Origin of the sequence: Caballeronia sp. GAWG1-1 (assembly GCF_023631465.1) — a bacterium.
Lineage (GTDB): Bacteria > Pseudomonadota > Gammaproteobacteria > Burkholderiales > Burkholderiaceae > Caballeronia.
In genome coordinates, this window is record NZ_JALQDB010000013.1 from 37,230 (window position 1) to 61,887 (window position 24,658).

The window sequence follows — 24,658 nt, forward strand, 5'->3', positions numbered from 1 at the left end:
GACCTGACGCCGCATTCGATGCGCGTTTCGCGTACGGGACCGGCGAGCCTCGCCCGCGCGGTCCCGTCAAGCCGTGTTACTTCGCGATCACCTGCGCGCCCTTGAGGCGGCCGAACGCGCCTTCCACGAGCGCCTTCTGTTGCTCGTAGTGCTTCGCGTAGTAACCGACCGCGGGCGAAGCCGAAGCCGGACGGCCGCTATATGCGAGCTTCATGCCGTCCTTCATGCCTTCACGCAGATGGTGCTCGATGTAGAACCAGGCGCCCTGGTTCTGCGGCTCGTCCTGCACCCAGACCACTTCGGTCGCGTTCTCGTATTTCTTGAGTTCCGCGTCGAACTGCTTGTGCGCGAACGGATAGAGCTGCTCGATACGCACGATGGCGACGTCGTTGCTCTTCGCTTCGCGGCGATGCGCGACGATGTCGTAATACACGCGGCCCGAGCAGACGACCACGCGCTTGACCTTCTTCGCGTCGATGGCTTCGTCCACTTCGCCGATGACCGGCTGGAACGAACCCTTCGCCAGTTCCGACAGGTCCGACACGGCTTCCTTGTGACGCAGAAGCGACTTCGGCGTGGCGATGATCAGCGGCTTTCTGAACAAGCGGATCATCTGGCGGCGCAACAGATGGAAGATTTGCGCCGGCGTGGTGGGCTGCACCACTTGCATGTTGTGATCCGCGCACAACTGCAGGAAACGTTCGATACGCGCCGACGAGTGCTCCGGACCTTGGCCTTCGTAGCCGTGCGGCAGCAGCATGGTGAGACCCGAGACGCGGCCCCATTTCACTTCGCCCGACGAGATGAACTGGTCGATCACGACCTGCGCGCCGTTCACGAAGTCGCCGAACTGCGCTTCCCACGCGACAAACGTGTTCGGCTCGGCGGTCGAATAACCGTATTCGAAACCGAGCACGGCTTCTTCGGACAACACGGAGTCGATCACCGAGAACTTGGCCTGACCTTCGGCAATGTTCTGCAGCGGAATGTACGTGCCGTCGTTCCAGCGCTCGCGGTTCTGATCGTGCAGCACCGCGTGACGGTGCGTGAACGTGCCGCGGCCCGAGTCCTGACCCGTCAGACGCACCGCATACCCCGAAGCGACCAGCGACGCGAACGCGAGATGCTCGCCCATGCCCCAGTCGAGCTTGGCTTCGCCACGGCCCATGGCGCGGCGATCGTTGATCACGCGCTCGACGAGCGGATGCACCTTGAAGTTTTCCGGGATCGTGGTGATGCGCTCGGCCAGCCGCTTGAGTTCGGCGAGCGGCACGGCGGTGTCGGCCGCGTCGGTCCACTTGCGATTCAGGAACGGCACCCAGTCCACCGCGTACTTGCTCTTATAGTTCGAGAGCACCGGGTCGATGGTGTGGTGACCTTCGTCCATTGCCGTGCGGTACGCCTTGACGTATTCGTCCGCGACTTCGGGCGTGATGACGCCTTGCTGCACGAGCTTTTCGGCATACAGCGCGCGCGTGCCCGGATGCTTGGCAATAGTCTTGTACATCAGCGGCTGCGTGACCGCCGGCGTGTCCTGCTCGTTGTGACCGAGCTTGCGGAAGCAGACGATATCGACGACCACGTCCTTATGGAACTTCGTGCGGAAGTCGATGGCGAGCTGCGTGGCGAGCACCACGGCTTCGGGATCGTCGCCGTTCACGTGCAGCACCGGCGCTTCGATCATCTTGACGACGTCCGAGCAGTACAGCGTCGAGCGCGAGTCGCGCGGGTCCGAGGTCGTGAAACCGATCTGATTGTTGATGACGATATGCAGCGTGCCGTGCGTGCCGTAGCCGCGCGTCTGCGCGAGATTCAGCGTTTCCATCACGACGCCCTGGCCCGCGAAAGCGGCGTCGCCGTGAATCTGCACCGGCAGCACTTGCAGGCCTTCTTCGTCGCCACGGCGATCCATCCGCGCTTTGGCCGACCCTTCGACCACCGGGTTCACGATTTCCAGATGCGACGGGTTGAACGCGAGCGACAGGTGAACCGGGCCGCCATCGGTCGAGACGTCCGACGAGAAACCCTTGTGATACTTGACGTCGCCAGCCGGCAGGTCATCGACGTGCTTGCCTTCGAATTCGGCGAAGAGGTCGGCGGGCATCTTGCCGAGCGTATTGACCAGCACGTTCAGACGCCCGCGGTGCGCCATGCCGATGACGATTTCCTGCACGCCGTTCGCGCCTGCGTGACGGACGACTTCGTCCATCGACGCGATGAAGCTCTCGCCGCCTTCCAGCGAGAAGCGCTTCTGACCGACGTACTTGGTGTGCAGGAAACGCTCGAGGCCTTCGGCGGCCGTCAGGCGATTCAGGATGTGCTTCTTCTTGTCGTTCGAGAAGTTGGGCGTCGAGCGTGTCGACTCGAGCTTCTCTTTCCACCAGCGCTTTTGTTCGGGGTCGCTGATGTACATGTATTCGGCGCCGATCTTGCCGCAATACGTGTCACGCAATGCCTTGACGATCTCGCGCAGGCTCGCGCGCTCGAAACCGAAATACAGGTTCGTGGCGCTGAACGTCTGGTCCATGTCGGCTTCGGTGAAGTCGTAGAACGCAGGTTCGAGTTCAGGAATATGCGGACGCTCGCGGCGCTTGAGCGGATCGAGGTCGGCCAGTTGCGAGCCGAGGAAGCGATATGCGCCGATCAGTGACTGGACGTAGACCTGCTTGCGCGCGGTGGCGAGATCTTCGCCGCCGCCTTCACGAGGAACGAAGGCGTTGGACTTCGCGCGCTGCGCAAAGGATTCGACGATAGGGCCGTGAGCCACGTCGCTCTGAGCCGTGCCGTCGGATGCTGGCACGTTCTGAAGCGCGTCGAAATAGGTGCGCCAGGTCTCGGGGACCGACGCCGGATTGTCTAGATATTGCTCGTACAGTTCTTCAACGTACGGAGCGTTACCGCCGAACAAATAGGAGTTCGACTGGAATTGCTTCATCATTTTACGCTCACCTTTCTTCGAGTTTCTCGAGGAAGTGCGGGTTAAGAAACCTTCCGCGCCACGGCCTGACCGTTTAGCGGATTGCGCGAATCAAGTCTGCTTGGAAGGACCTAAAAAGCGACAGCTAATCCGATTAGCATAGCACAGAACCAATCGTCATATGACAGGTGGTCGCACCTTGGAGCCTCGGCTTCGCCCTTCTGCAACGCAGATGTGCGGGCATTCGCGCGATAAGCAAGCGATGTTATTGCGCGCGCGTCGGCAGCACTTTCGGAAGCTTTAGCGATGAGATAAAAAAAGCCGCCCGAAGGCGGCTTTGTCACTTGCATGCGAACGAACGCATTAGTCGGTTGCGCCTTCACGGCTCGCGCGACGACGCTCGTGTTCCTTCAGATGACGCTTGCGCAGGCGGATGGACTGCGGCGTCACCTCGACGAGTTCGTCGTCGTCGATGAACTCGACCGCGTATTCCAGCGACAGCTGAACCGGCGGCACGAGACGCACGGCTTCGTCCGTACCCGATGCGCGCACGTTGGTAAGCTGCTTACCCTTGATCGGGTTCACGACCAGGTCGTTGTCGCGGCTATGGATACCGATGATCATGCCTTCGTACAGCGCGTCGCCCGGCGTCACGAACATGCGGCCGCGATCCTGCAGCTTCCACAGTGCATAGGCGACAGCGGCGCCATCGTCTTGCGAGATCAGCACGCCGTTGCGACGTTCGCCGACCGAACCTTCCTTCACCGGCGAGTACGAGTCGAACGTATGGCTCATCAGACCCGTGCCGCGCGTAAGCGTCAGGAATTCGCTCTGGAAACCGATCAGACCGCGCGCCGAGATCTTGTATTCGAGACGCGTACGGCCACGGCCGTCGGACGTCATGTCGAGCATTTCGCCCTTGCGACGGCCGAGTTCTTCCATCACGCCGCCCTGATGCTGGTCTTCGATATCCACCGTCAAGTTTTCATACGGCTCGTGCTTCACGCCGTCGATTTCCTGCAGCACCACGCGCGGACGCGACACGGCGAGTTCGTAACCTTCACGGCGCATGTTCTCGACCAGAATGGTCAGATGCAGTTCGCCGCGACCCGACACTTCGAACGTGGTTTCGTCGCCCGTGTCTTTCACGCGCAGCGCCACGTTGTGGTTCAGTTCCTTCGTGAGACGGTCGCGAATCTGGCGGCTCGTCACGAACTTGCCTTCCTTGCCCGCGAGCGGCGACGAGTTCACGAGGAAGTTCATCGTGAGCGTGGGTTCGTCGACGGTGATCATGGGCAGCGCTTCGGGATTTTCCGGCGCGCAGATGGTCACGCCAATACCGATTTCCTCGATACCGTTGATCAGCACGATGTCGCCTGCTTGCGCTTCCTCGACCTGCACGCGCTCGAGGCCGTGGAACGACAGCACCTGATTGATCTTGCGATTGATGATCGCGCCGTCCGGACCCGAACGCACGGCCACTTGCATGCCCGGGCGAATACGGCCGCGCGCCACGCGACCCACGCCGATACGGCCGACATACGAGTTGTAGTCGAGCGAAGTGATCTGCAGTTGCAGGGGACCATCTGGGTCCGACGGGCGCACCGGCACGTGTTCCAGAATGGCTTCGAAGAGCGGACGCATGGTGCCTTCGCGCACTTCGGGGTCGAGACCGGCATAGCCGTTCAGGCCCGACGCGTAGACGATCGGGAAGTCGAGTTGCTCTTCGGTCGCGCCCAGCTTGTCGAACAGATCGAACGTCTGGTTAATGACCCAGTCGATACGCGCGCCCGGACGGTCCACCTTGTTGATGACGACGATGGGCTTGAGACCGAGCGCGAGCGCCTTCTTGGTCACGAAGCGCGTTTGCGGCATCGGGCCTTCGACGGCGTCGACGAGCAACAGCACGGAATCGACCATGGAGAGCACACGCTCCACCTCGCCGCCGAAGTCGGCGTGTCCCGGCGTGTCGACGATATTGATGTGCGTGCCTTCGTATTCGACCGCGCAATTCTTCGCCAGGATCGTGATGCCGCGTTCTTTTTCGATGTCGTTCGAGTCCATGACCCGTTCGGCGACCTGCTGGTTTTCCCGGAACGTGCCCGATTGACGGAGCAACTGGTCGACGAGCGTGGTCTTGCCGTGGTCGACGTGGGCGATGATTGCGATATTGCGTAGGGCGCGAGTCATAGAGGTATCTTGGTTATGCGCCGTCGAAGCAGGCCTGAGTCCATCCAGAACATTCTGGATAAGGAGGCGTCGTGGCTCGGCAGGCCGTCTTTGACGCAATGCTGTTCCGACTGAGCTTGTCCGACAGCGCGTGATTTGCTTGTGCGCTGCATTCCGTCCGGCTTATGTCTTTTGGACGTAGTTCTTGTACTTCGCGGGTACTTCGTCTTGTACTTCGCTTGTTACTTCGGACGGCTCGTCAGTCGGCGCAGTTGCATGTGAATCACGGTCCCGGCGCGGTGAGAACCGTAAATTATAGCACGCACGGAAGTCACTTTCTGACAATAGGCCGCGACCCGTAATTGCGATGTTGCGCCGCCGCCGCGTCATCTATGTGAAAAACGCGCTTGGCTTAGTGCGGCGGGCCGCCCCGGCCGATTATTAAGCGTTCTTGGAAAAGATTCTTGCAGCGACATGTTGCCCTACCTATAATACTGCCTAGTCAATTATTGCGACCGCACAAGAATTACAATGAGTGAGGCTCCAAAACCCGCTGGCATCGGCGATTACGTCCTGAGCGAAAGCGTGGGCTACCTCATCAGCCGGGTGCGTTCGACCATGTGGAACATGGTGACGCAGCACACCTCCTCCGAGCTCGGCATTACCGGAACGCAGGCGAGCATTATGTTCATGCTGGCGGTGGGCAAATGCGCGACGGCGGCGGATATTGCACGTGAGTACGGTATCGACGCAAGCGCGGTCACGCGTCTGATCGACCGGCTGGAGAAGCGCGGCCTGCTGTCGCGCGTGCGCAGCGAGGCGGACCGGCGCGTGGTTCGACTCGCGCTCACCGAAGACGGCCGCGTGATGGCCGAACAAGTGCCCGCCATCTTCACGAGCGTCCTGGACAATCTTCTTGCAGGCTTCACGCCCGAAGAAGTCGGCTTTCTCAAGAGCATGCTGCGACGCGTACTGGCAAACTCGTGCGACTCCGCCGCGGCCCACGCGTTGAGCGCAAACGACAAGCCCGCGACGTCATTGCGATGACAAGCAAATCCGCCGCTGCGGCGCAAAAAAATGATTGCAACGTCCATCTTTAATTCTCATCTCAAGAGACGAGCGATGAAACACCTATCCTTGCCGGCGCTCCGAGGCATCGGGCTGCCGGGAAGCGCGAAGACCGCGTTGGCGGCCGCCGCTGCCGCGCTGACCATCGCCGGATGCGCGAACTATTCGGGCATTTCGAGCGACAAGACAATCGCCACGCCCGACAGCTACAGCGCCACGCAAAGCGTGCCGGGACAAGGCGGCCAGTGGCCGTCGCTCGACTGGGCAAAGCAGTTCGGCGACCCGCAATTGCCGCAACTCATCGACGAAGCGCTCGCGGACAATCCGAGCATTGCGCAGGCGCAATCGCGAATTGCAAAGGCATCGTCGTATATCGAAACCTCGCGTTCGGCGCTGTCGCCTAAGGTCAACGGTTCGTATTCGTGGACTCGCGAGCTCTACTCCGCCAACGCGCTGTTCCCGCCGCCCTACGGTGGAACGTGGTTCAGCGAGAACAACGTGCTTGCCAGCGCGTCTTGGGATCTCGACCTCTGGGGCAAGAATCGCGCGCGTCTGAATCAAGCGGTCTCGCTGGAAAAGGCGGCCGAGGCCGACATGCAGCAGGCGCGCGTGACGCTCGCGGCGTCGGTGGCGCGCACATATAACCAGCTTGCGTTGCTTTACGCACTGCGCGATGTCACCCAGCGCGAGATTTCGAATCGCGAGAACGTCGGCCGCATCACCAACGGACGCGTAACCGCCGGTCTCGATACCAACGTGGAACGCCGCACCGCCGAAGGCAACACCGCGACGAGCCAGACCAACCTCAGCGAACTCGACGGCCAAATCGAGTCGGTGCGCTATCAGCTCGCGGCGCTGCTGGGCAAGGGTCCGGATCGCGGCCTGCAGATCGCCAATCCGGTGATCAATTCGAACGTCACCGTCGCGCTGCCCGACAACGTGCCCGCCGACCTCGTCGCGCGCCGTCCGGACATCGTCGCGGCACGCTGGCAGGTCGAGTCGGCCACGCACAACATCAAGGAAGCGAAGGCCGAGTTCTTCCCGGACATCAACCTCGCCGCGGGCTTCGGTTTCGACGCGTTCGGCTGGGGCCGCTTCCTCACTTCGAGCAGCCGTCAGGTCCAGGCCGGTCCGGCCATCCATCTGCCGATCTTCGATGCCGGCGCACTGCGCGCCCAGTTGAAGGGCCGTTATGCCGACTTCGAAGGCGACGTCGCCAACTACAATCAGACGCTCATCAACGCGATGAACGACGTGGCGACCAATATCTCGGCCATCCGCTCGCTCGACCGTCAGATGGGCGACGCCCAACGCGCGCTCGCGGCGGCGTCGAACGCCTACGAGCTCGCGGTGATCCGCTACAAGGCCGGGCTGTCGCCGCAACTGCAAGTGCTGACGGCCGACCAGAACCGCCTCGCCAACGAGCAGACCGTGACCAATCTGCGCTTGAGGCGCAGCGACCTGCAGATCGCGCTGATCAAATCGCTTGGCGGCGGATTCGACGCGACCGATTCGAATCTCGCGATCGACGGCAGCGGACAGCCCAAGGGCACGCAACAGACGGCAAGCCAACCGGCGCAGTCGAACTGAGCCGCGCCCAAGTACAAGAACACGCATCAAGATAAAACGAAACATTCGGAGCCTTCAATGAGCGACCCTCAACAAAACGCCGCCGCAGCCGCCGCCGCTCCCGCGCCCAAGCAGCGCAACGGCAAACGCCGCGTGCTCATGACGCTGATCGTGCTCGTCGTCATCATCGCCGCCGTGGCTTACGGCCTGTACTACTTCCTCGTCGCGCGCTTTCACGAGTCCACCGACGACGCCTACGTGAACGGCAACGTCGTGCAAATCACGCCGCAAGTGGTCGGCACGGTCATTTCGGTGAACGCGGACGATACCCAGACGGTGAAGGTCGGCGACCCGCTCGTCGCGCTCGATCCCGCCGACTCGAAGGTCGCGCTCGATCAGGCGGAAGCGAATCTCGCGCAGACCGTGCGTCAAGTACGCACCTTCTTCGTCAACAACAACCAGTACGAAGCACAGATCGCGCTGCGTCGCTCCGACCTCTCGCGTGCCCAGGACGATTTGCGCCGCCGCATGACGGTCGCGCAAACGGGCGCGGTATCGCTGGAAGAAATCTCGCACGCTCGCGACGCCGTGCGCGGCGCGCAGGCGGCGCTCGATTCGGCCCAGCAGGAACTCGCGTCGAACCGTTCGCTGACCTCGAACACGACGATCGCGGATCACCCGAACGTGCTTGCCGCCGCCGCCAAGGTGCGCGACGCGTACATCAACTACGCGCGCAACACGCTGCCCGCGCCGGTGACGGGTTATGTCGCGAAGCGTTCGGTGCAGGTCGGCCAGCGCGTGGCGCCGGGCAATCCGCTGATGGCCATCGTGCCGCTCAACGGCGTGTGGGTCGATGCCAACTTCAAGGAAGTGCAGCTCAAGCACATGCGCATTGGCCAGCCGGTCGATCTGACGGCCGACCTGTACGGTTCGAGCGTGGTCTATCACGGCAAGGTCGTCGGATTCTCGGCCGGCACGGGTTCGGCCTTCTCGCTTTTGCCCGCCCAGAACGCGACCGGTAACTGGATCAAGGTGGTGCAACGGCTGCCGGTGCGTATCGCGCTCGATCCGAAGGAACTGGAGCAGCATCCGTTGCGTATCGGCCTGTCGATGGATGTCGACGTGACCATCAAGGATGAACAAGGCGGCCAGCTCGGCCAGGCGCCGAACACGGTTTATCAGACCAACGTGTTCGACAAGTACGGCGATCAGGCCGATCAGGAAATCGCGCGCATCGTCCAGCAGAACGCGGGCAATGGTCCGCAGGCTTCGTCGGGCGCTTCGTCCTCGCGCGGCAACGGCGCGGCGGCGAAGTCCGCCTCGGCCGCCAAGCTGATGTAAGCGGACACGGACCTCATCGATGTCTCAAGCCAACGTCGTTCATCCGCCGCTGACGGGCGGGAAGCTCGTCATCGGGACGATCGCCGTGTCGCTCGCCGTGTTCATGAACGTGCTCGACACGTCGATCGCGAACGTCTCGATTCCGTCGATCTCGGGCGATCTCGGTGTCTCGTCCGATCAGGGCACGTGGGTCATCACGTCGTTCGCGGTCGCCAACGCCATCTCGGTGCCGCTCACCGGCTGGCTCACGCAGCGCATCGGGCAAGTGAAGCTGTTTCTCGGCTCGATCATTCTCTTCGTGATCGCTTCATGGCTGTGCGGACTCGCGCCGACGCTGCCCTTCCTGCTCGCCGCGCGCGTGCTGCAAGGCGCGGTCGCCGGCCCGATGATCCCGCTGTCGCAAACGCTCCTGCTCGCGAGCTACCCGCGCGAGAAAGCGCCCATCGCGTTATCCATGTGGTCGATGACCACGCTCATTGCGCCTGTCGCCGGGCCGATTCTCGGCGGCTGGATCTCGGACAACATCTCATGGCCGTGGATCTTCTACGTGAACATTCCGGTCGGCTTCATTGCGGCCATCGCGACGTTCATGATTTTCCGCGACCGCGATTCGGCCATCCGTAAAGCGCCCATCGATTCGGTCGGGCTCGGCTTGCTCGTAGTCTGGGTCGGCTCGCTGCAGATCATGCTCGACAAGGGCAAGGATCTCGACTGGTTCAATTCGACGACCATCGTCGTGCTCGCGCTGGTCGCGGTGATCGCGTTCGCGTTCTTCATCGTGTGGGAGCTGACGGCGGAGCATCCGGTCGTCGATCTGTCGTTGTTCGCGCTGCGCAACTTCTCGGGCGGGACCATCGCGCTCTCGGTCGGCTATGGGCTCTACTTTGGCAATCTCGTGTTGTTGCCGCTATGGCTGCAAACGGTGATCGGCTACACGGCCACCGACGCCGGGCTCGTGATGGCGCCCGTCGGATTGTTCGCGGTACTGCTCTCGCCGATCACGGGCAAATTCCTGCCGCGCACCGATCCGCGCCGGATTGCAACCGCCGCGTTCCTCGTGTTCGCGCTGTGCTTCTGGATGCGTTCGCGCTACACCACGGGCGTCGATACCTGGTCGCTCACGCTGCCCACGCTGATTCAGGGTATCGCGATGGCGGGCTTCTTCATTCCGCTGGTGTCGATCACGCTGTCGGGTTTGCCGGGGCATCGCATTCCGGCGGCGTCGGGCTTGTCGAACTTCGTGCGGATCATGTGCGGCGGTATCGGCACGTCGATTTTTTCGACGGCCTGGGAGCATCGGTCGATCGTTCATCACGTGCAACTGGTGGAGCAGGCGAATTCGTTCAATCCGAACTTCACCAATTCGATGCAGCAGATGGGCGCAATCGGCTATTCGCACGATCAGACTTACGGTCTCTTCAACAGCATGGCGACGCAGCAGGCCGCACAACTCGGCGTGAACGACATGTTCTATATCTCGGCGGGGATTTTCGTCGCGCTGATCGCATTGATCTGGATCACGAAGCCCGAACGCTCGGGCGGCGGAGATTCAGCGGCGGCGGCATCGGCGGCGCATTGATCGTTGCGGTTCGTTCAGCGTGGACGTAAAAAAGCCCAGACTTCTCGTCTGGGCTTTTTTCTTTGCGCGGGTTGCAAGTCTGGCGTCGCTGACTCGCTCAGCCCGCCGTGACGATCAACCGTTCCGGCGCAAGCACGCCCTCGCCCGCTTTCGCCACGCCAAGCAGCCGTCCGCCTTCTTGCGTGTACACGCGCACGCGGCCCGCTTCGAGCATGTCCGTCGATAGATCCGACAGCTTGAGGCGCTGGCCATGCAAAAAACGCCGGGTGGCATCGTCGTCCAGACGCACTTCCGGGAACGTCGACAGCAGCGCATCCACCGGCTGAAGCCACGCATCGCGCGCGGTTTCATCGATGTTCGCCAATGCATCGAGCGTCACCGCATGGTCGAGCGTCAACGCGCCCACGCCCGTCCGCCGCAACGCCGTCAGATGCGCGCCGCATACCAACGTCTCGCCGATATCCTCAGCCAGGGTGCGTACATACGTGCCCTTGCTGCAGGTCACGCGAAACGTGACGAGCGGCAACGCGCACGCGATCATCTCCAACGCGTGGATGGTGACGTTGCGCCCTTCGCGCTCCACGGTCTGTCCCGCGCGCGCGTATTCGTAGAGCGGCTTGCCGTCACGTTTGAGCGCGGAATACATCGGTGGAATTTGCACGATCTCGCCGAGAAAGCGCGTCATGGCATCTCGCACAGCCGCTTCGTCGCACGTCACCGCGCGCTCGTCGATGGCTTCGCCTTCCGCGTCGCCCGTCGTCGTGCGCATACCGAGGCGCATCGTCGCTTCGTAGGTCTTGTCGGCTTCGAGCAAATCCTGCGAAAACTTGGTTGCTTCACCGAAACAAAGCGGCAGCAAACCCGTCGCGAGGGGATCGAGCGTACCCGTGTGTCCCGCCTTCTTCGCGAGAAAAAGCCGCTTCGCCTTGATGAGCGCGTCGTTGCTGGACAAACCGAGCGGCTTGTCCAGCAGCAACACGCCATCTAGCGCGCGCCGGGCAATCTTCGGGCGCGGCGAGTCCTTCGTTGCACCGCTCATCGCTCAGGCGCCTTCTTCGTCGTCTTTGGCGCGCGAGGCGTTCGCTTCGTCGATCAGACGCGACATCTCCACGGCCTTCTCGATCGTCTGGTCGTAGTGAAAGTGCAGCGTCGGTACCGTATGAATGTGCAGGCGCTTGAACAATTGGTTATGAAGATGCCCGGCCGCGTGATTCAACGCTTCTTCGGTTTCCTTCGGGTCGCCGGTGAGCGTCGTGAAATAGACCTTCGCGTGCGCGTAATCGGGCGTGAGTTCGACGCTCTGCATCGTCACCATGCCGATGCGCGGATCTTTCACCTCGCGCATCAGCTCGGAGAGATCGCGCTGAATCTGATCGGCGATCTGCACGTTGCGGTTCGGGGAAGTACGTTTCTTAGCCATGATGTTTTCCGTATATTCATCGCGCGCCGCACAAAAGAAAAAGGGCGGAGCGAGCCGCGCGGCCCGCTCCGCCCTCTCGCCTCGGCGGCTCGCTGCAAGTTACCGCTTTACAGCGTACGAGCCACTTCGGTCACTTCGAAGACTTCCAGTTGATCGCCTTCGACGATGTCGTTGAAGTTCTTCATCGAGATACCGCACTCGAAGCCCTGACGCACTTCCTTGACGTCGTCCTTGAAACGCTTGAGCGAGTCGAGTTCGCCGGTGTGGATCACGACGTTGTTGCGAATCACGCGCACCGAAGAGGAACGCTTGACCACGCCGTCCGTGACCATACAACCAGCGATAAGGCCGATCTTCGGCACGCGGATGACCTGGCGCACCTCGACCATACCCGTAACCGTTTCGCGCTTCTCCGGCGAGAGCATGCCGGACATTGCCGCCTTCACTTCATCCACAGCGTCATAGATGATGTTGTAGTAGCGAATGTCGATGCCGTTGGATTCCGCCAGCTTGCGGGCTTGCGCATCCGCACGCGTGTTGAAGCCGATGATGACCGCCTTCGAAGCCGTTGCCAGATTGACGTCCGACTCGCTGATCGCGCCGACCGCGCTGTGCACGATCTGCACGCGCACTTCGTTGGTCGAAAGCTTTTGCAGCGATTGCACCAGCGCTTCCTGCGAACCCTGCACGTCGGCCTTGACGATGAGCGGCAGATTCTGCACTTCGCCTTCGCCCATTTGCTCCAGCATGTTCTCGAGCTTCGCGGCCTGTTGCTTGGCGAGCTTGACGTCGCGGAACTTGCCTTGACGGAACAGCGCAATTTCGCGCGCCTTGCGCTCGTCCGGCAGCACGATGACTTCTTCGCCCGCAGCCGGCACTTCCGACAGACCTTGGATTTCCACCGGAATCGACGGACCCGCCGTCTTGGTCGGCTTGCCGGTTTCGTCCAGCATGGCGCGAACGCGACCGTACGCGCTGCCCGCCAGAACCACGTCGCCGCGATTCAACGTGCCCGACTGCACCAGGATGGTTGCGACCGGACCCTTGCCCTTGTCGAGCTTGGCTTCGATCACGAGACCCTTGGCCGGTGCGTCGATTGGTGCCTTCAGTTCCAGCACTTCGGCCTGCAACGACACGTTTTCCAGAAGGTCGTCGATACCCTTGCCGGTTTTCGCCGACACTTCGATGAACGGGGAATCGCCGCCGTACTCTTCCGGCACCACGCCTTCCGCGACGAGTTCCTGCTTCACGCGGTCGGAATTGGCTTCCGGCTTGTCGATCTTGTTGATCGCCACGACGATAGGCACGCCACCCGCCTTCGCGTGGGCGATGGCTTCCTTCGTTTGCGGCATCACGCCGTCGTCGGCCGCGACCACCAGAATGACGATGTCCGTTGCCTTCGCACCGCGCGCACGCATGGCCGTGAAGGCCTCGTGACCCGGCGTGTCGAGGAAGGTGATGACGCCACGCGGCGTTTCGACGTGATATGCGCCGATATGCTGCGTGATGCCGCCCGCTTCGCCCGCTGCCACCTTGGCGCGACGGATGTAGTCCAGGAGCGAGGTCTTGCCGTGGTCGACGTGACCCATGACGGTGACGACCGGCGGACGCGGCAGACGCTCTGCCGTTTCTTCCGTGGTTTCGCCTTCGACCAGCAGCGCTTCCGGATCGTCCAGCTTGGCCGCGACCGCGCGATGGCCCAGTTCCTCGACGATGATCATCGCCGTTTCCTGATCCAGCACCTGATTGATCGTGACCATCTGGCCGAGCTTCATCATGATCTTGATGACTTCGGACGCCTTCACCGCCATCTTGTGCGCGAGATCGGCCACCGAGATGGTTTCCGGCACGTGCACTTCACGGATGATCGGCTCGGTCGGCGCCTGGAACGTGGTCTGTTCCTGATGCTTGCCGCGACCCTTCGGGCCACCGCGCCAGCCGCGATCGACGCCGCCGCTCGTGTCGCCGCGCGTCTTGATGCCACGGCGCTTGGACGCGTCGTCCTGCCAGCCGCCCTTGCCGCCGGCCTTCTTCTTGTCGCCCGCGGGTGCGGTCGTGGCGGGTGCCGCCGTGCCGCCCGCTGCCGGCTTCTTCGCCACGGCAGGACGTGCCGCCGTCGCGCCTTCCGGACGCGCCGGCTTGTGCAGCGTGCCCTTCGCTTCCGCAGCCTTGGCTGCTTCGGCCGGCTTGGCGACCACGGGCGCCGGCTCCGGCGCCTTGACTTGCGCCTTGCGCGGCGTGTTCATCATCTCGCGGATGGCGCGTGCCTCGGCTTCCGCTGCCGCGCGACGCTTCGCGATCTGTTCCTGTTCGACACGCGTTTTTTCAGCAGCGGCGCGCGCGGCGTCCTCCGCCTTCTTGGCGGCTTCGCGTTGCGCGGCGCGCTCGCTGGCAGCCTTCTCTTCCGCAGCCTTTTCGGCGGCTTCGCGTTGGGCGGTGTCGTCGACCTTCGGCTCGGGCTTCACTTCAGCCTTTGCATCAACCGTTGGCGGCGTGCGCGCTTCCTGACGCGCAGCCGATGCCGCGCGCGAGATTTCCGCTGCCTGCGCGGCGGCAGCCGCACGACGCGCCGCTTCGTCTTCCTGACGACGACGCTCGGCTTCAGCCGCTTCCTCACGCTGACGACGTTCGCTTTCCTCGCGTTCGAGCTGAGCCTGACGCTCCTTCAGCTCGCGCTCTTCGCGCTCGAGCTGCTCGGCGGCGCGACGCGCTTCTTCCTCGCGGCGCTGCAATTCGGCTTCGTCGACTTCTTCCTCGACCGGAGCGGGCGCCTCGGCGGCTTGTTCCACGCCGGCCTCGTCGCGCTTCATGAATACACGCTTCTTGCGCACCTCGACCTGAATGGTGCGAGCTTTACCCGTTGCGTCAGATTGCTTGATCTCCGACGTATGCCGGCGGGTCAAAGTGATCTTGCGCTTGTCGGCGTCGGCGGAACCGTGCGACTTGCGCAAATGATCGAGCAGACGCGCCTTGTCCGTCTCGGACAGGTCGTCGTTCGCGCTTGCTTTCTGGACGCCAGCCGCCTGCAACTGCTCGAGCAGGACGCCCGCAGGCATTTTGAGTTCCGCGGCAAATTGGGCTACGTTGTTACTCGCCATTCATTCCTCTTGATGCAAGGACATATCCTTGCGGTTAGATCGGGGTCACGCGGCCAAACCGGCCGCCAAATATCAGTGCGCCATGGTCATTTCTCACTGGAACCAGTGTTCACGTGCTTTCATGATCAACGCCTTAGCGGCATCCTCTTCCACACCGGTCATTTCGACCAGTTCATCCACAGCCAGCTCCGCGAGTTCGTCGCGGGTCTGGATCTGGTGTTCAGCGAGCTTCGCGAGAAGCTCGTTGTCCATTCCTTCGAGACTCTTCAGATCGAGCGCGACGCCTTCGACCTTCTCTTCGTTGGCGATCGCCATGGTCAGCAACGCGTCGCGCGAACGGTTACGCAGTTCGTGCACCGTGTCTTCGTCGAAGGCTTCGATCTCGAGCATTTCGTTGAGCGGCACGTACGCGATTTCTTCGAGGCTCGTAAAGCCTTCGTCGATCAGGATGTCGGCGACTTCCTCGTCCACATCCAGACGCGCCATGAACAGATCGCGCAACTTGCCACGTTCTTCGTTCTGCTTCAGCGCCGATTCGTCCGGCGTCATGATGTTGATCTGCCAGCCGGTGAGCTCGCTGGCGAGTCGAACGTTCTGGCCGCTTCGGCCGATGGCAACCGCGAGTTCGTTTTCGTCTACGACGACGTCCATCGAATGCTTTTCTTCATCCACGACAATCGACTGGACGGCTGCCGGCGCGAGAGCGCCGATCACGAACTGGGCGGGGTCTTCCGACCATAGCACGATGTCCACGTTCTCGCCACCAAGCTCGTTGCGTACGGCCTGCACGCGCGAACCGCGGATGCCGACGCAAGTGCCGATCGGGTCGATACGCTTGTCATAGGCGATCACCCCGATTTTCGCACGCACGCCAGGATCGCGCGCGGCCGCCTTGATCTCCAGCAGGCCTTGCTCGATTTCCGGCACTTCCAGCTCGAACAGTTTCATCAGAAACTCGGGCGCGGTGCGCGAAAGCTCGATTTGCGGGCCGCGCGCCGTGCGGTCGACCTTGGCGATATACGCGCGCACACGGTCGCCCACCCGCAAGTTTTCCTTCGGGATCAACTGGTCACGGCGCAGCAGCGCTTCCACGCGACCGGATTCGACGATGAAATTTCCCTTGTCCAAACGCTTGACCGAGCCGGTCATGATCTTTTCGCCGCGCTCGAGGAAGTCGTTCAAGATTTGCTCGCGCTCGGCGTCGCGCACTTTCTGCAGGATGACCTGCTTCGCTGCCTGCGCGCCGATACGGCCGAACTCGATGGACGGAATCGGTTCTTCGATGAAGTCGTCCACCTGCGCGTCGGGCTGTTGCTCCTTCGCTTCGAACAGCAGGATTTCCTGATCCGGCTCTTGCAGGCCGGCCTCGTCCGGCACCACGCGCCAGCGGCGGAAGGTTTCGTGCTCGCCGCTTTCACGGTCGATCGCCACGCGAATGTCGACGTCTTCCTCGAACAGCTTTTTCGTTGCCGATGCAAGCGCAGCCTCCAGGGCTGCATACACCACGTCCTTGTTGACGTTCTTTTCGCGCGCCAGCGCATCCGCCAGCATCAAAACTTCGCGACTCATTGTTTGCGGCTCCTAAAGTCAACTTTGGGGACGAGACGTGCTTTGTCGAGGTCCGCGAGCGTGAAATCGAGCATCGCGGCGCCGTCCTTCCCTTCAAATTCCAAACCGATCGTGTCGCCGTCGGGGGCATGCAAAATGCCACGGTACGACTTGCGCCCGTCCAACGGCTTTTTCAATGTGATGACGACTTCGCTCCCCGCGAAGCGTTCGAAATCCGCCAGCTTCTTGAGCGGACGGTCGAGACCCGGCGACGAGACTTCGAGCCGGTCGTAATCGATATTCTCGACTTCGAGCACATACTGGAGCTGGCGTGTGACTTTCTCGCAGTCCTCGATGGCGATACCGCCCGGATGGTCGATATATATACGCAGCATGCCGCCTCCCGAACGCTCGAGATCGACAAGCTCGTAGCCTAAGCCCGAGACCGTGGTTTCAATCAGTTCCGTCAGTTGCACAGTCACTCCAAGGTGTTCGCGCGCTCCACGCCGACAACACCTGCGGGCATGCGCCATAAGCGGGCGCGCACCCTTCTTCCCCGAGATGCCGAACCGAAAAGCCAAAAAAAAATGGGCGCAACGCCCATCTTCTTCAACCGAGATCGCACTCAGGGCAGAGAGAAAAACTACGTGCCCAGCGACTTTGTGATTTTAGCCATTTTTCGGGATAAACGCAAACGTAGACGGCCCGTTCAGGCTCGTTTCGTGCCGGAAGACAGACTTTTTGGCTTGCATTTGCAAAAAACGGTCGACGCCATGAAGAAGCCTGTCGACCGTTACTTGCGAATCCCGCAATGACGCGGATTCGATGACGGCTAGCGCCCGCGCGTCCGATTTCGCGGACCGCCGCGTGCCGGACCGCCCGGCTTGCCTTGTCCCGCGTTTTGCTGGCCGCCCGGACGATTGCCGCGCGGACCGTTGCCATTCGCGGCTCGCTTGGCCGGACCCGCCGCGCCCGGCGCACCACTTTGAGGACGCGCGCCGCGAGGGCCGCCACGGCCGCCCGGTGCGCGATTGCCATTAGCCTCGCCGCCGCCCGCGCGGTTGCCGTTCGGCTCGGCGCCGTTGCGTCGGCCTGCGCCATTGCCGCTGCGATTGCCCAGGCCGCCGCCAAAACCAGCACCCGCGCCGCCCATGCCGAAGCCACCCGACATGCCGCCCGCCGCGCCGCGCCGACCGCCGCCGTTGCGTCCCGGTGTTTGCGACTGCGCGATGCGCGCATGCGACATCAGCACCGGCTCACGCGTGATGATGCCCATCGACGTCTGCATCGGATCGGGCTGCACGCGCGGTGCGGAACTACGGCCACCCTTTTCTTCGGTCGGCAGCTTGAGACCCACCGCCGCGAGCAGGCTGCGCACCTGGTTATCTTCGAGCTCTTCCCAGCGGCCACGCTTGAGACCGCGCGGCAACGCGATCGGACCGTGACGCGTGCGGATCAGGCGGCTGACCATCAAGCCCGCGGCTTCGAACATGCGGCGCACTTCGCGATTGCGGCCTTCGGCCAGCGCGACGTGATACCAGTGATTCGTGCCTTCGCCGCCACCATCTTGAATGCGCAGGAAGTTCGCGGGACCGTCGTCGAGTTCGACGCCCTTCAAAAGCTTCTGCTTCATCCCTTCCGACAACTGGCCGACCACGCGCACCGCGTATTCGCGCTCGACGCTATAGCGCGGATGCATGAAGCGGTTCGCCAGATCGCCCGAGGTGGTAAGCAGCAGCAAGCCTTCGGTATTGAAGTCGAGGCGGCCGACCGCGAGCCACTTGGCGGTTTTCATCGACGGCAGCTTGTCGAACACGGACGCGCGGCCTTCCGGGTCGGCGTGACTGACGATTTCGCCTGTCGGCTTGTGATAGAGCAAGACGCGCGGCGGTTTGCTCGCCAGCTTGCGCTTGAGCGGCTTGCCGTTGATACGCACCTGATCGGTCGGCATGATGCGCTGGCCGATATGCGCCGGCTCGCCGTTCACCGATACACGGCCCGCGATGATCAATTCTTCCATGTCGCGCCGCGAACCCATGCCGGCATCTGCAAGAACCTTGTGCAGCTTGGGCGCGTCGTCGTCCGGTTCGAGCACGCGCTTTTGCTGGGGCGCGTTGCGGCCACGGCGGAGCATCGGCGCGCGCACGCCGCTTACGCCGTTGTCGGCATCGAAGGCGGGGGACGTGACGTAGGCGAAAACGTCGTCGACATTGGCGGCTGCGGCGCGTTCGCCCGTTGCCGGTGCGGCTTCGGCACGCTTGCCGCGCGCTTGCTGCGGATTCTTGCGCCGGCCGCCTTCGCGCGGCGCGGCTTGAGGCGCGGCATCGGCGGCGACGGGCGCCTCGATTGCATCGACCGGTTCGCTTGCACCGGCTTCCGCCAATTCACGGCGCGGATTCCTGCGGCCGCCCTTTGCCGCGTTGGCGCGCGGCGCGCGGTTGCCCGCTTCCTTGCGCGGCTTTGCGACCGGTTCCGCGACGACGCCATCCGGCGCTGCCTCGGTCGCGGTGTCGGGTGAACCCGGCGCGCCTTCGGCGCCCTTGGTCTTGGCGACAGCACGGCGCCGCGCGATCAGACTGCGTGGCCCGCGGCGCAGGCCGCGGCGCGGACGATCGTCGCCTTCGCCATTCTCGTCGCTGCGCGTGCGTTCGCCGGCGTCGGCCGGTTCATGGGCGTCCGCGGCGTGCACGGGGCGCGCGGAATCAGGCGAATCGCTGTCGTGGGAATGTGTCAAAACAACCTCAAATGTCGAATCGCGCGTCTCGTGAGGCGCGTCAAAAATTTCCGCTGATCGGTTCGGCCGGTCGTCTCGAAATGATCATTTTGGCGAGCCGAAGCGGATCAGGGGCCATGCAAAATTGCGTCAGGCGCGGCGCGCCGTAGGTTCTTCGGAGTCGTCGTCATCCGAAGCGAAGTCGTTCAATGCGCGCGTGTCCCGTTCAAGGCCGTCTTGCGCGCCGTCGGGCGGAGCGGGAACGGCTGAATCGTCGACTTCGTGCGCTTGCGTGCCGTCGGGATGCGCGTGCAGTTCAGGCGCGGCTCTCAGTGGCTGCGCGTGAATTGCGGCGCCCGGACCGGCATCGCGGGAGTCACTCGCGTCGGCGCTTTCGGGTGTTGCTTCAGGCTGTGCCGCGGTTACGTCCGCGGGCTGCACCGGCTCGGTGAGCGCGATGACGGACTCGGACACTTCATTCGGGTTGACTGGCGCACTTGCGGGATGTTCCCCGGCGGCAGTCGATTCATCCGCAATGCTGGCTGTGGGCGGTGTATCGCCGGCAACGCGATCCGGAAACTCGATCGAATGCTGCGACAACAACGACGCTTCCAGTTGCGCCGACGGATTATCCAGCGCGGGCAATTCATCGAGCGCGGTCAGCCCGAGGTCATCCAGAAACTGCTTCGTCGTGGCGTAGAGCGCCGGACGGCCGGGCACGTCGCGATGGCCGATCACTTCGATCCAGCTCCGATCCTCAAGCTGCTTTACCACTTGCGTGTTGACGGTCACGCCGCGAATCTCTTCGATATCGCCACGCGTTACTGGCTGCCGGTAAGCAATGATCGCAAGCGTTTCAAGCACGGCGCGCGAATACTTCGGCGGCTTTTCCGGATGCAAGCGGTCGAGATAAGTCCGCATCGCCGGCTTGCTTTGAAAGCGCCAGCCCGTTGCGAGCGCGACCAATTCGACGCCGCGGCCCGACCAGTCGGCCTGAAGGCCTTCGAGCAGCGTGCGAAGGGTATCCGCCGATACGTCGTCGGCGAACAGCTTGCGCAATTCACTCAGTCGCAGCGGTTCCTGCGCGCAAATCAATGCAGTCTCGAGGACGATCTTCGCCTCTTGAGTATTCATGCAGCTTGGGTCAACCCTAAATGGTCAATGAGTGGTCAATGAACGGCCAATGATTCGATTCAAACCGGACTTGCGCAGGTTCGAACGCCACCGAAACGGTGCGGACGATAAAGCTGGACGCTGAGTTTCAAGACGCGCTCGCCCGATTTTGGTCGGTCATATTGACTGGGAGCACGCACCGGGGAGAGGCGATATCGGGCGTTCGATCGGGCGAAGCGCCGGGCCATCCAGCCGGACGAGGTGGCGCTTTCCTGGATGAAAGCGCGTGACTGAGCGCCATATTACGCAAAAAGAACCGGTGCGTAAAGATGAATACGGGCGAACACGCAATCGGCGCGCTCCTTACTTCGCGCGCCGCCGATATCCTTGACCTTAGACGCGCGTCGAAAGAAAGGCGCGCAGACGCTCGACGCCCTTGTCGAGCCGCGCGGGATCGCACGCGTAGCACCAGCGCACGAAGCCTTCGCCCTCTTCACCGAACGCGCTGCCGGGCGCAAGCCCGAGACCGGCGTCGCGCACCAGCGACTTGCAAAGCTCGAGACTGCGCGACGCGCCGGGCAGCGAGAAGAACAGGTACATCGCACCGTCCGGCGCGCGCACGTCGACGCCGTCGATGGTCTGCAGCGCCTTGACCAGATGATCGCGGCTCGCGTGCAGGTCCGCGACGAGCGATTGCGTGAAACGCTCGCCCTCCTCGACTGCGACGATGCCCGCCTGCTGCACGAACGACGGCGCACACGACGTGTTGTATTCCACGAGCTTGCCGAGGTCGTCCATGAGACGCTCGGGCGCGACGATCCAGCCGAGCCGCCAGCCCGTCATGAGCCAGGCCTTCGAAAACGAATTCACGGCGATCACGCGTTCATCGCGCGATGCGAGGTCGAGGAACGACGGCGCAACCTTGCCGTTCCCGCCGTAATACAGGCGCTCGTAGACTTCATCCGCGACGATCCAGATGCCGTGGCGGCGGCAATGCTCGAGAACGGTGCGCTGCTGATCGCGCGTCATCGTCCAGCCGGTGGGGTTGTTCGGCGAGTTGATCATCAGCATGCGCGTCGACGGCGTGAGCGCGGCGAGCAGCCGGTCGAGATCGAGCGTCCAGCCGTTTTCACCGTAACCGAGCGAAACCGTTTCGACGCTCGCGCCGAGAATCTTCGGAATCTCGACGAGATTCGGCCACAACGGCGTCACCGCGACCACGCGATCGCCCGCGCCGACGACGAGTTGCGCCGCCAGCATCAGCGCGTTCACGCCAGCGCTCGTCACCGCGACGTGCGCGGCCGACGTATCGCCATGCAAGGCCGTGACGTAGCGCGCGAGCGCCTCGCGCAAAGACGCGACGCCGAGGTTATGGGTGTAGAACGTTGCGCCATCGGCGAGTGCGCGACTCGCGGCATCGCGAATGAACGGCGGCGTCACGCGATCCGATTCGCCGAACCAGAACGGCAGCACGTCCGGCACGCCGAAACCGGCATTCGCCACTTCGCGAATTTGCGACGGACGCAACGCCCGCACGGCATCGCGTGCGTTGGGCGCATGAGGCGCACCGCTTTCGCGCGCGCCCGTCAATTCGCTCAGTTCTGCGCTCACCGCGCCTTCCGATTCACTCATTGCACGCCTCGTCGAATAAAGAACGCAGTCTAACGCTCCCGGCACATTTTCGAGACAAACGGCCCGTCAGGTCAGTTGCTCGGCGCGCGGAGGCAGCGCGGCGATCAGCGACCAGACCGACTCCGCCGCCGGAGACAGCGAGCGGTCGCGCCGTCGTACGAGTTCCACGGTGCGCTCGGCGCGCGGTTCCAGCGGCAGCGCGATCAGCGAGGAATTCGCGGGCAAAGGCAGCGCGAGCCAGGGCAACACGCTCACGCCGACACCCGCCTCGACCAGTCCGAACACCGTCGCCGGATGGCCGAGCTCCTGCACCACCTGCGCCTGAACGCCGTGCCGCTGCATGACGGCATCGATGATTGGCCGGCTTCCCGAAGCCTGATCGAGCATCACGAGCCGCTCTCCCGCGAGCGCTTCCCATGGCGCCGCAGACTCGTGCGCGAGCGGGTGATCGCGGCGCGCGACGAGACAAAACGAATCGGTCATCACGGGCTGGCCGTGAAGGGCGTCGTCGGCCAAAGGCCCGATCACGACGCCGAAATCCGCTTCGCCCGACTTGACCTGGCGGAGCACGTCGGACTGTACATCGTCCCGCAGAATCAATGTGACGAGCGGAAATTCTCGCAGACACGACGCAATCACGCGCGGCATCAGCCGGCACGCGACTGTCGGGCTCGCCGCGACGATCACCCGGCCGCGCTTTTGTTGCCCCAATTCGCGCACTTCGTGGAGCGCGGAGTCGAGGTCGGCAATCAGGCGGGACACCGTGCCGACGAGATTGACGCCGACATCCGTCAACTGCACTTCGCGCGTCGTCCGGTCGATGAGCTTCAGCCCGATTTCCCCTTCCAACTCGCGCACGCATCGGCTGACCGCCGACTGCGTCAGGCCGATTTCATCGCCCGCGCGGCTGAAACTACGCAACCGCGACACCTCGATAAAGACGCGCAACTGGCGCAGCGTCACGTTCAGCGATCCGTTCATTCCCGACATTCATCAATAGACCCGTTTCATACGGATTATAGCGGCGGCAACCACGACAATTCCTCCGAACGTACGTTTCGCTGCGGTGCAGCATAATTGCGAAAACGCACGCTGGATGGGCTCTTTGCACAGGATTGGTGATTGTCCCGATTTCTTATCCGGCTCGTTTCGGGTCTGATACGGGCCATGCTGGCGTTGCGTCAGCCTACTGCCATGCGGGTTTCCCGGATTTTGCGACGCGCATGGCACGGTTCTCGCATTTCATTGCGCACAGAGGTCGGGCGACGTGGCATTCAGAAACAATCGTCTGCCGCACCGTTCCGACTCTCTCCTGGTAATTCGTTCATCGGATTCCGACCAGAGTGCGCGGCGCGGGGCAGCGCACCGGGGTTAGCTTCGCTGAGGTGAGATATGGTGCTGTTCGACGATTTGAGAGATAACGAGTGGGCGCTGGTTGAGGCTTTGTTCTGTTCCGAGCCGGCGCGTAGTGAGCGGCGCGGCCGTCCGCGCGTCGAAGCGCGTTCGGTGGTCAACGCCGTGCTGTGGGTGCTCTCGACGGGTGAAGGCTGGTCGAAGCTGCCCGGGCGTTATCCTTCGCCCCCTACTTGCCGCCGCCGTTTCGACGAATGGCAGGCGGACGGCACGCTTGCCGAAATCGTGAAGCGTTTGTCGAGCAATGGCCGCGAAGTCTCGCTGCGCGGACGCATTGGTTCGAGCGCAGCCAAGCCGCCCGCGCCGCCGAGCCGCGATCGTCTGCGCGGTGCATTCTGGACCAACCCGGAATCGTGGCGCGCCCCGGCCAAGATGGCCTGATCTATCTGTTCTGCTCGAAGCAGGCTGATTTCCACACATTCCCTGTTTCGGCTCAGTTTCGCTTCATTCCCTGCACGCGGGCGTTCGGCCCGCGAGGCATCACCTTCCGCCGATGTTCGCCGCGCACGCCCTTCTTTGCGTGCCGGCCTTTCTCGCCGGTCATAGTATGGCTCGCCAAAAAAACTGGCGAGGCTCAGCTAAAACGGCGGAGAAACAACTCTTTACCATTGCTTACAGCGTGTTGGCTGCGCAAAGCATAGTTTGGTGAGTGGACTAACAGGCCCGGTTTGGGTTTGAGGGGACTCGCCATGAAGGTATCGATACTGCTCGCTTGCGGTGCGCTCGGCGCGCTGACGAGCGCGGCGGCATCTGGGCAAGCCCGGCCGCCGCCGGGGTCGGATTTGCATCTGAACACGAGAGCGGCCATGAGCGCGCCGCAGGCTATCGCCCGGACGCGCGATGCGACGCCGCCCGCTCCGCGTGGCGATCTGCGCGGCGATATCGCGAGCAATGTGCGCGCGCGTCCCGATTCCGAAAGGGAGAGCCAGGGACGGCATCATTGACGGACGCGCGTTTGCGTAACAAAGTGCTGGGCCATTCCCGTGCGAGACGGGATTTTTGCTGGGCCATTCCCGTGCGAGACGGGATTTTTTTTGTCCGCGCCGGTGTGAAGCCACGGGAAAGACCGGACGCCCGA

Annotated in this window: 18 protein-coding genes; 7 read left to right on the forward strand and 11 right to left on the reverse strand. The window is 62.9% G+C overall.

The window, feature by feature from the left end:
* Window positions 1-76: 76 nt before the first annotated feature.
* Both NCT03_RS08385 and typA read right to left on the reverse strand, forming a co-directional pair.
* A complete protein-coding gene (locus NCT03_RS08385) occupies window positions 77-2,938 on the reverse strand; it encodes a 2-oxoglutarate dehydrogenase E1 component (protein WP_244825396.1) in 2,862 nt (953 codons plus the stop codon).
* 342 nt (window positions 2,939-3,280) lie between these two features.
* A complete protein-coding gene (gene typA / locus NCT03_RS08390; RefSeq protein WP_244825397.1) occupies window positions 3,281-5,107 on the reverse strand; it encodes a translational GTPase TypA in 1,827 nt (608 codons plus the stop codon).
* A gap of 510 nt (window positions 5,108-5,617) precedes the next feature.
* Here typA and NCT03_RS08395 point away from each other — a divergent pair.
* From NCT03_RS08395 to NCT03_RS08410, 4 genes are all read left to right on the forward strand, one after another.
* Complete coding sequence (locus tag NCT03_RS08395) at window positions 5,618-6,133, forward strand: MarR family winged helix-turn-helix transcriptional regulator (protein ID WP_250492482.1); 516 nt, start codon at window positions 5,618-5,620, stop codon at window positions 6,131-6,133.
* A gap of 75 nt (window positions 6,134-6,208) precedes the next feature.
* Complete coding sequence (locus NCT03_RS08400) at window positions 6,209-7,744, forward strand: efflux transporter outer membrane subunit (RefSeq protein WP_250492483.1); 1,536 nt, start codon at window positions 6,209-6,211, stop codon at window positions 7,742-7,744.
* A 57-nt stretch (window positions 7,745-7,801) separates the two neighbouring features.
* Entirely contained in the window at window positions 7,802-9,064 is a 1,263-nt protein-coding gene (locus NCT03_RS08405) for an HlyD family secretion protein (RefSeq protein WP_250492484.1), read from the forward strand.
* A gap of 19 nt (window positions 9,065-9,083) precedes the next feature.
* The gene (locus NCT03_RS08410; protein ID WP_244825401.1) at window positions 9,084-10,643 is read left to right on the forward strand and encodes a DHA2 family efflux MFS transporter permease subunit; all 1,560 of its coding nucleotides are present in this window, start codon (window positions 9,084-9,086) and stop codon (window positions 10,641-10,643) included.
* 97 nt (window positions 10,644-10,740) lie between these two features.
* Here NCT03_RS08410 and truB read toward each other — a convergent pair whose 3' ends face one another.
* From truB to rimP, 5 genes are all read right to left on the reverse strand, one after another.
* Complete coding sequence (truB, locus tag NCT03_RS08415; protein WP_250492485.1) at window positions 10,741-11,682, reverse strand: tRNA pseudouridine(55) synthase TruB; 942 nt, start codon at window positions 11,680-11,682, stop codon at window positions 10,741-10,743.
* A 3-nt stretch (window positions 11,683-11,685) separates the two neighbouring features.
* Complete coding sequence (gene rbfA / locus NCT03_RS08420) at window positions 11,686-12,063, reverse strand: 30S ribosome-binding factor RbfA (protein WP_244825403.1); 378 nt, start codon at window positions 12,061-12,063, stop codon at window positions 11,686-11,688.
* Window positions 12,064-12,170: 107 nt separating this feature from the next.
* The gene (gene infB / locus NCT03_RS08425) at window positions 12,171-15,161 is read right to left on the reverse strand and encodes a translation initiation factor IF-2 (RefSeq protein WP_244825404.1); all 2,991 of its coding nucleotides are present in this window, start codon (window positions 15,159-15,161) and stop codon (window positions 12,171-12,173) included.
* Between the two features lie 93 nt (window positions 15,162-15,254).
* A complete protein-coding gene (nusA, locus tag NCT03_RS08430; protein ID WP_244825405.1) occupies window positions 15,255-16,730 on the reverse strand; it encodes a transcription termination factor NusA in 1,476 nt (491 codons plus the stop codon).
* Window positions 16,727-17,185 (reverse strand): ribosome maturation factor RimP, encoded by a 459-nt coding sequence (rimP, locus tag NCT03_RS08435; protein WP_250465040.1) that lies wholly within the window; start codon window positions 17,183-17,185, stop codon window positions 16,727-16,729. The genes nusA and rimP overlap by 4 nt, the downstream gene beginning before the upstream one ends.
* A 111-nt stretch (window positions 17,186-17,296) precedes the next feature.
* On the opposite strand from rimP, the gene NCT03_RS08440 reads away from it, so the two are divergent.
* Complete coding sequence (locus NCT03_RS08440) at window positions 17,297-17,524, forward strand: hypothetical protein (protein WP_250492486.1); 228 nt, start codon at window positions 17,297-17,299, stop codon at window positions 17,522-17,524.
* A gap of 17 nt (window positions 17,525-17,541) precedes the next feature.
* Here NCT03_RS08440 and rluB read toward each other — a convergent pair whose 3' ends face one another.
* From rluB to NCT03_RS08460, 4 genes are all read right to left on the reverse strand, one after another.
* Window positions 17,542-19,443, reverse strand: coding sequence for a 23S rRNA pseudouridine(2605) synthase RluB (gene rluB, locus NCT03_RS08445; protein ID WP_250492487.1), 1,902 nt, complete (start codon window positions 19,441-19,443; stop codon window positions 17,542-17,544).
* A 129-nt stretch (window positions 19,444-19,572) separates the two neighbouring features.
* Window positions 19,573-20,556: an SMC-Scp complex subunit ScpB gene (scpB, locus tag NCT03_RS08450; protein ID WP_250492488.1), complete on the reverse strand. Its 984-nt coding sequence runs from the start codon at window positions 20,554-20,556 to the stop codon at window positions 19,573-19,575.
* Between the two features lie 372 nt (window positions 20,557-20,928).
* Window positions 20,929-22,167 carry a pyridoxal phosphate-dependent aminotransferase gene (locus NCT03_RS08455; protein WP_250492489.1) on the reverse strand — a complete coding sequence of 413 codons (1,239 nt, stop codon included), beginning with the start codon at window positions 22,165-22,167 and terminating at the stop codon, window positions 20,929-20,931.
* Between the two features lie 66 nt (window positions 22,168-22,233).
* Entirely contained in the window at window positions 22,234-23,136 is a 903-nt protein-coding gene (locus NCT03_RS08460) for a LysR family transcriptional regulator (protein ID WP_250465070.1), read from the reverse strand.
* A gap of 423 nt (window positions 23,137-23,559) precedes the next feature.
* Between NCT03_RS08460 and NCT03_RS08465 the strand changes: the two genes are divergently transcribed.
* Together NCT03_RS08465 and NCT03_RS08470 are read left to right on the forward strand one after the other, a co-directional pair.
* A complete protein-coding gene (locus tag NCT03_RS08465) occupies window positions 23,560-23,961 on the forward strand; it encodes a transposase (RefSeq protein WP_050454634.1) in 402 nt (133 codons plus the stop codon).
* 308 nt (window positions 23,962-24,269) lie between these two features.
* Window positions 24,270-24,524: a hypothetical protein gene (locus tag NCT03_RS08470; RefSeq protein WP_250492490.1), complete on the forward strand. Its 255-nt coding sequence runs from the start codon at window positions 24,270-24,272 to the stop codon at window positions 24,522-24,524.
* Window positions 24,525-24,658: the final 134 nt, after the last annotated feature.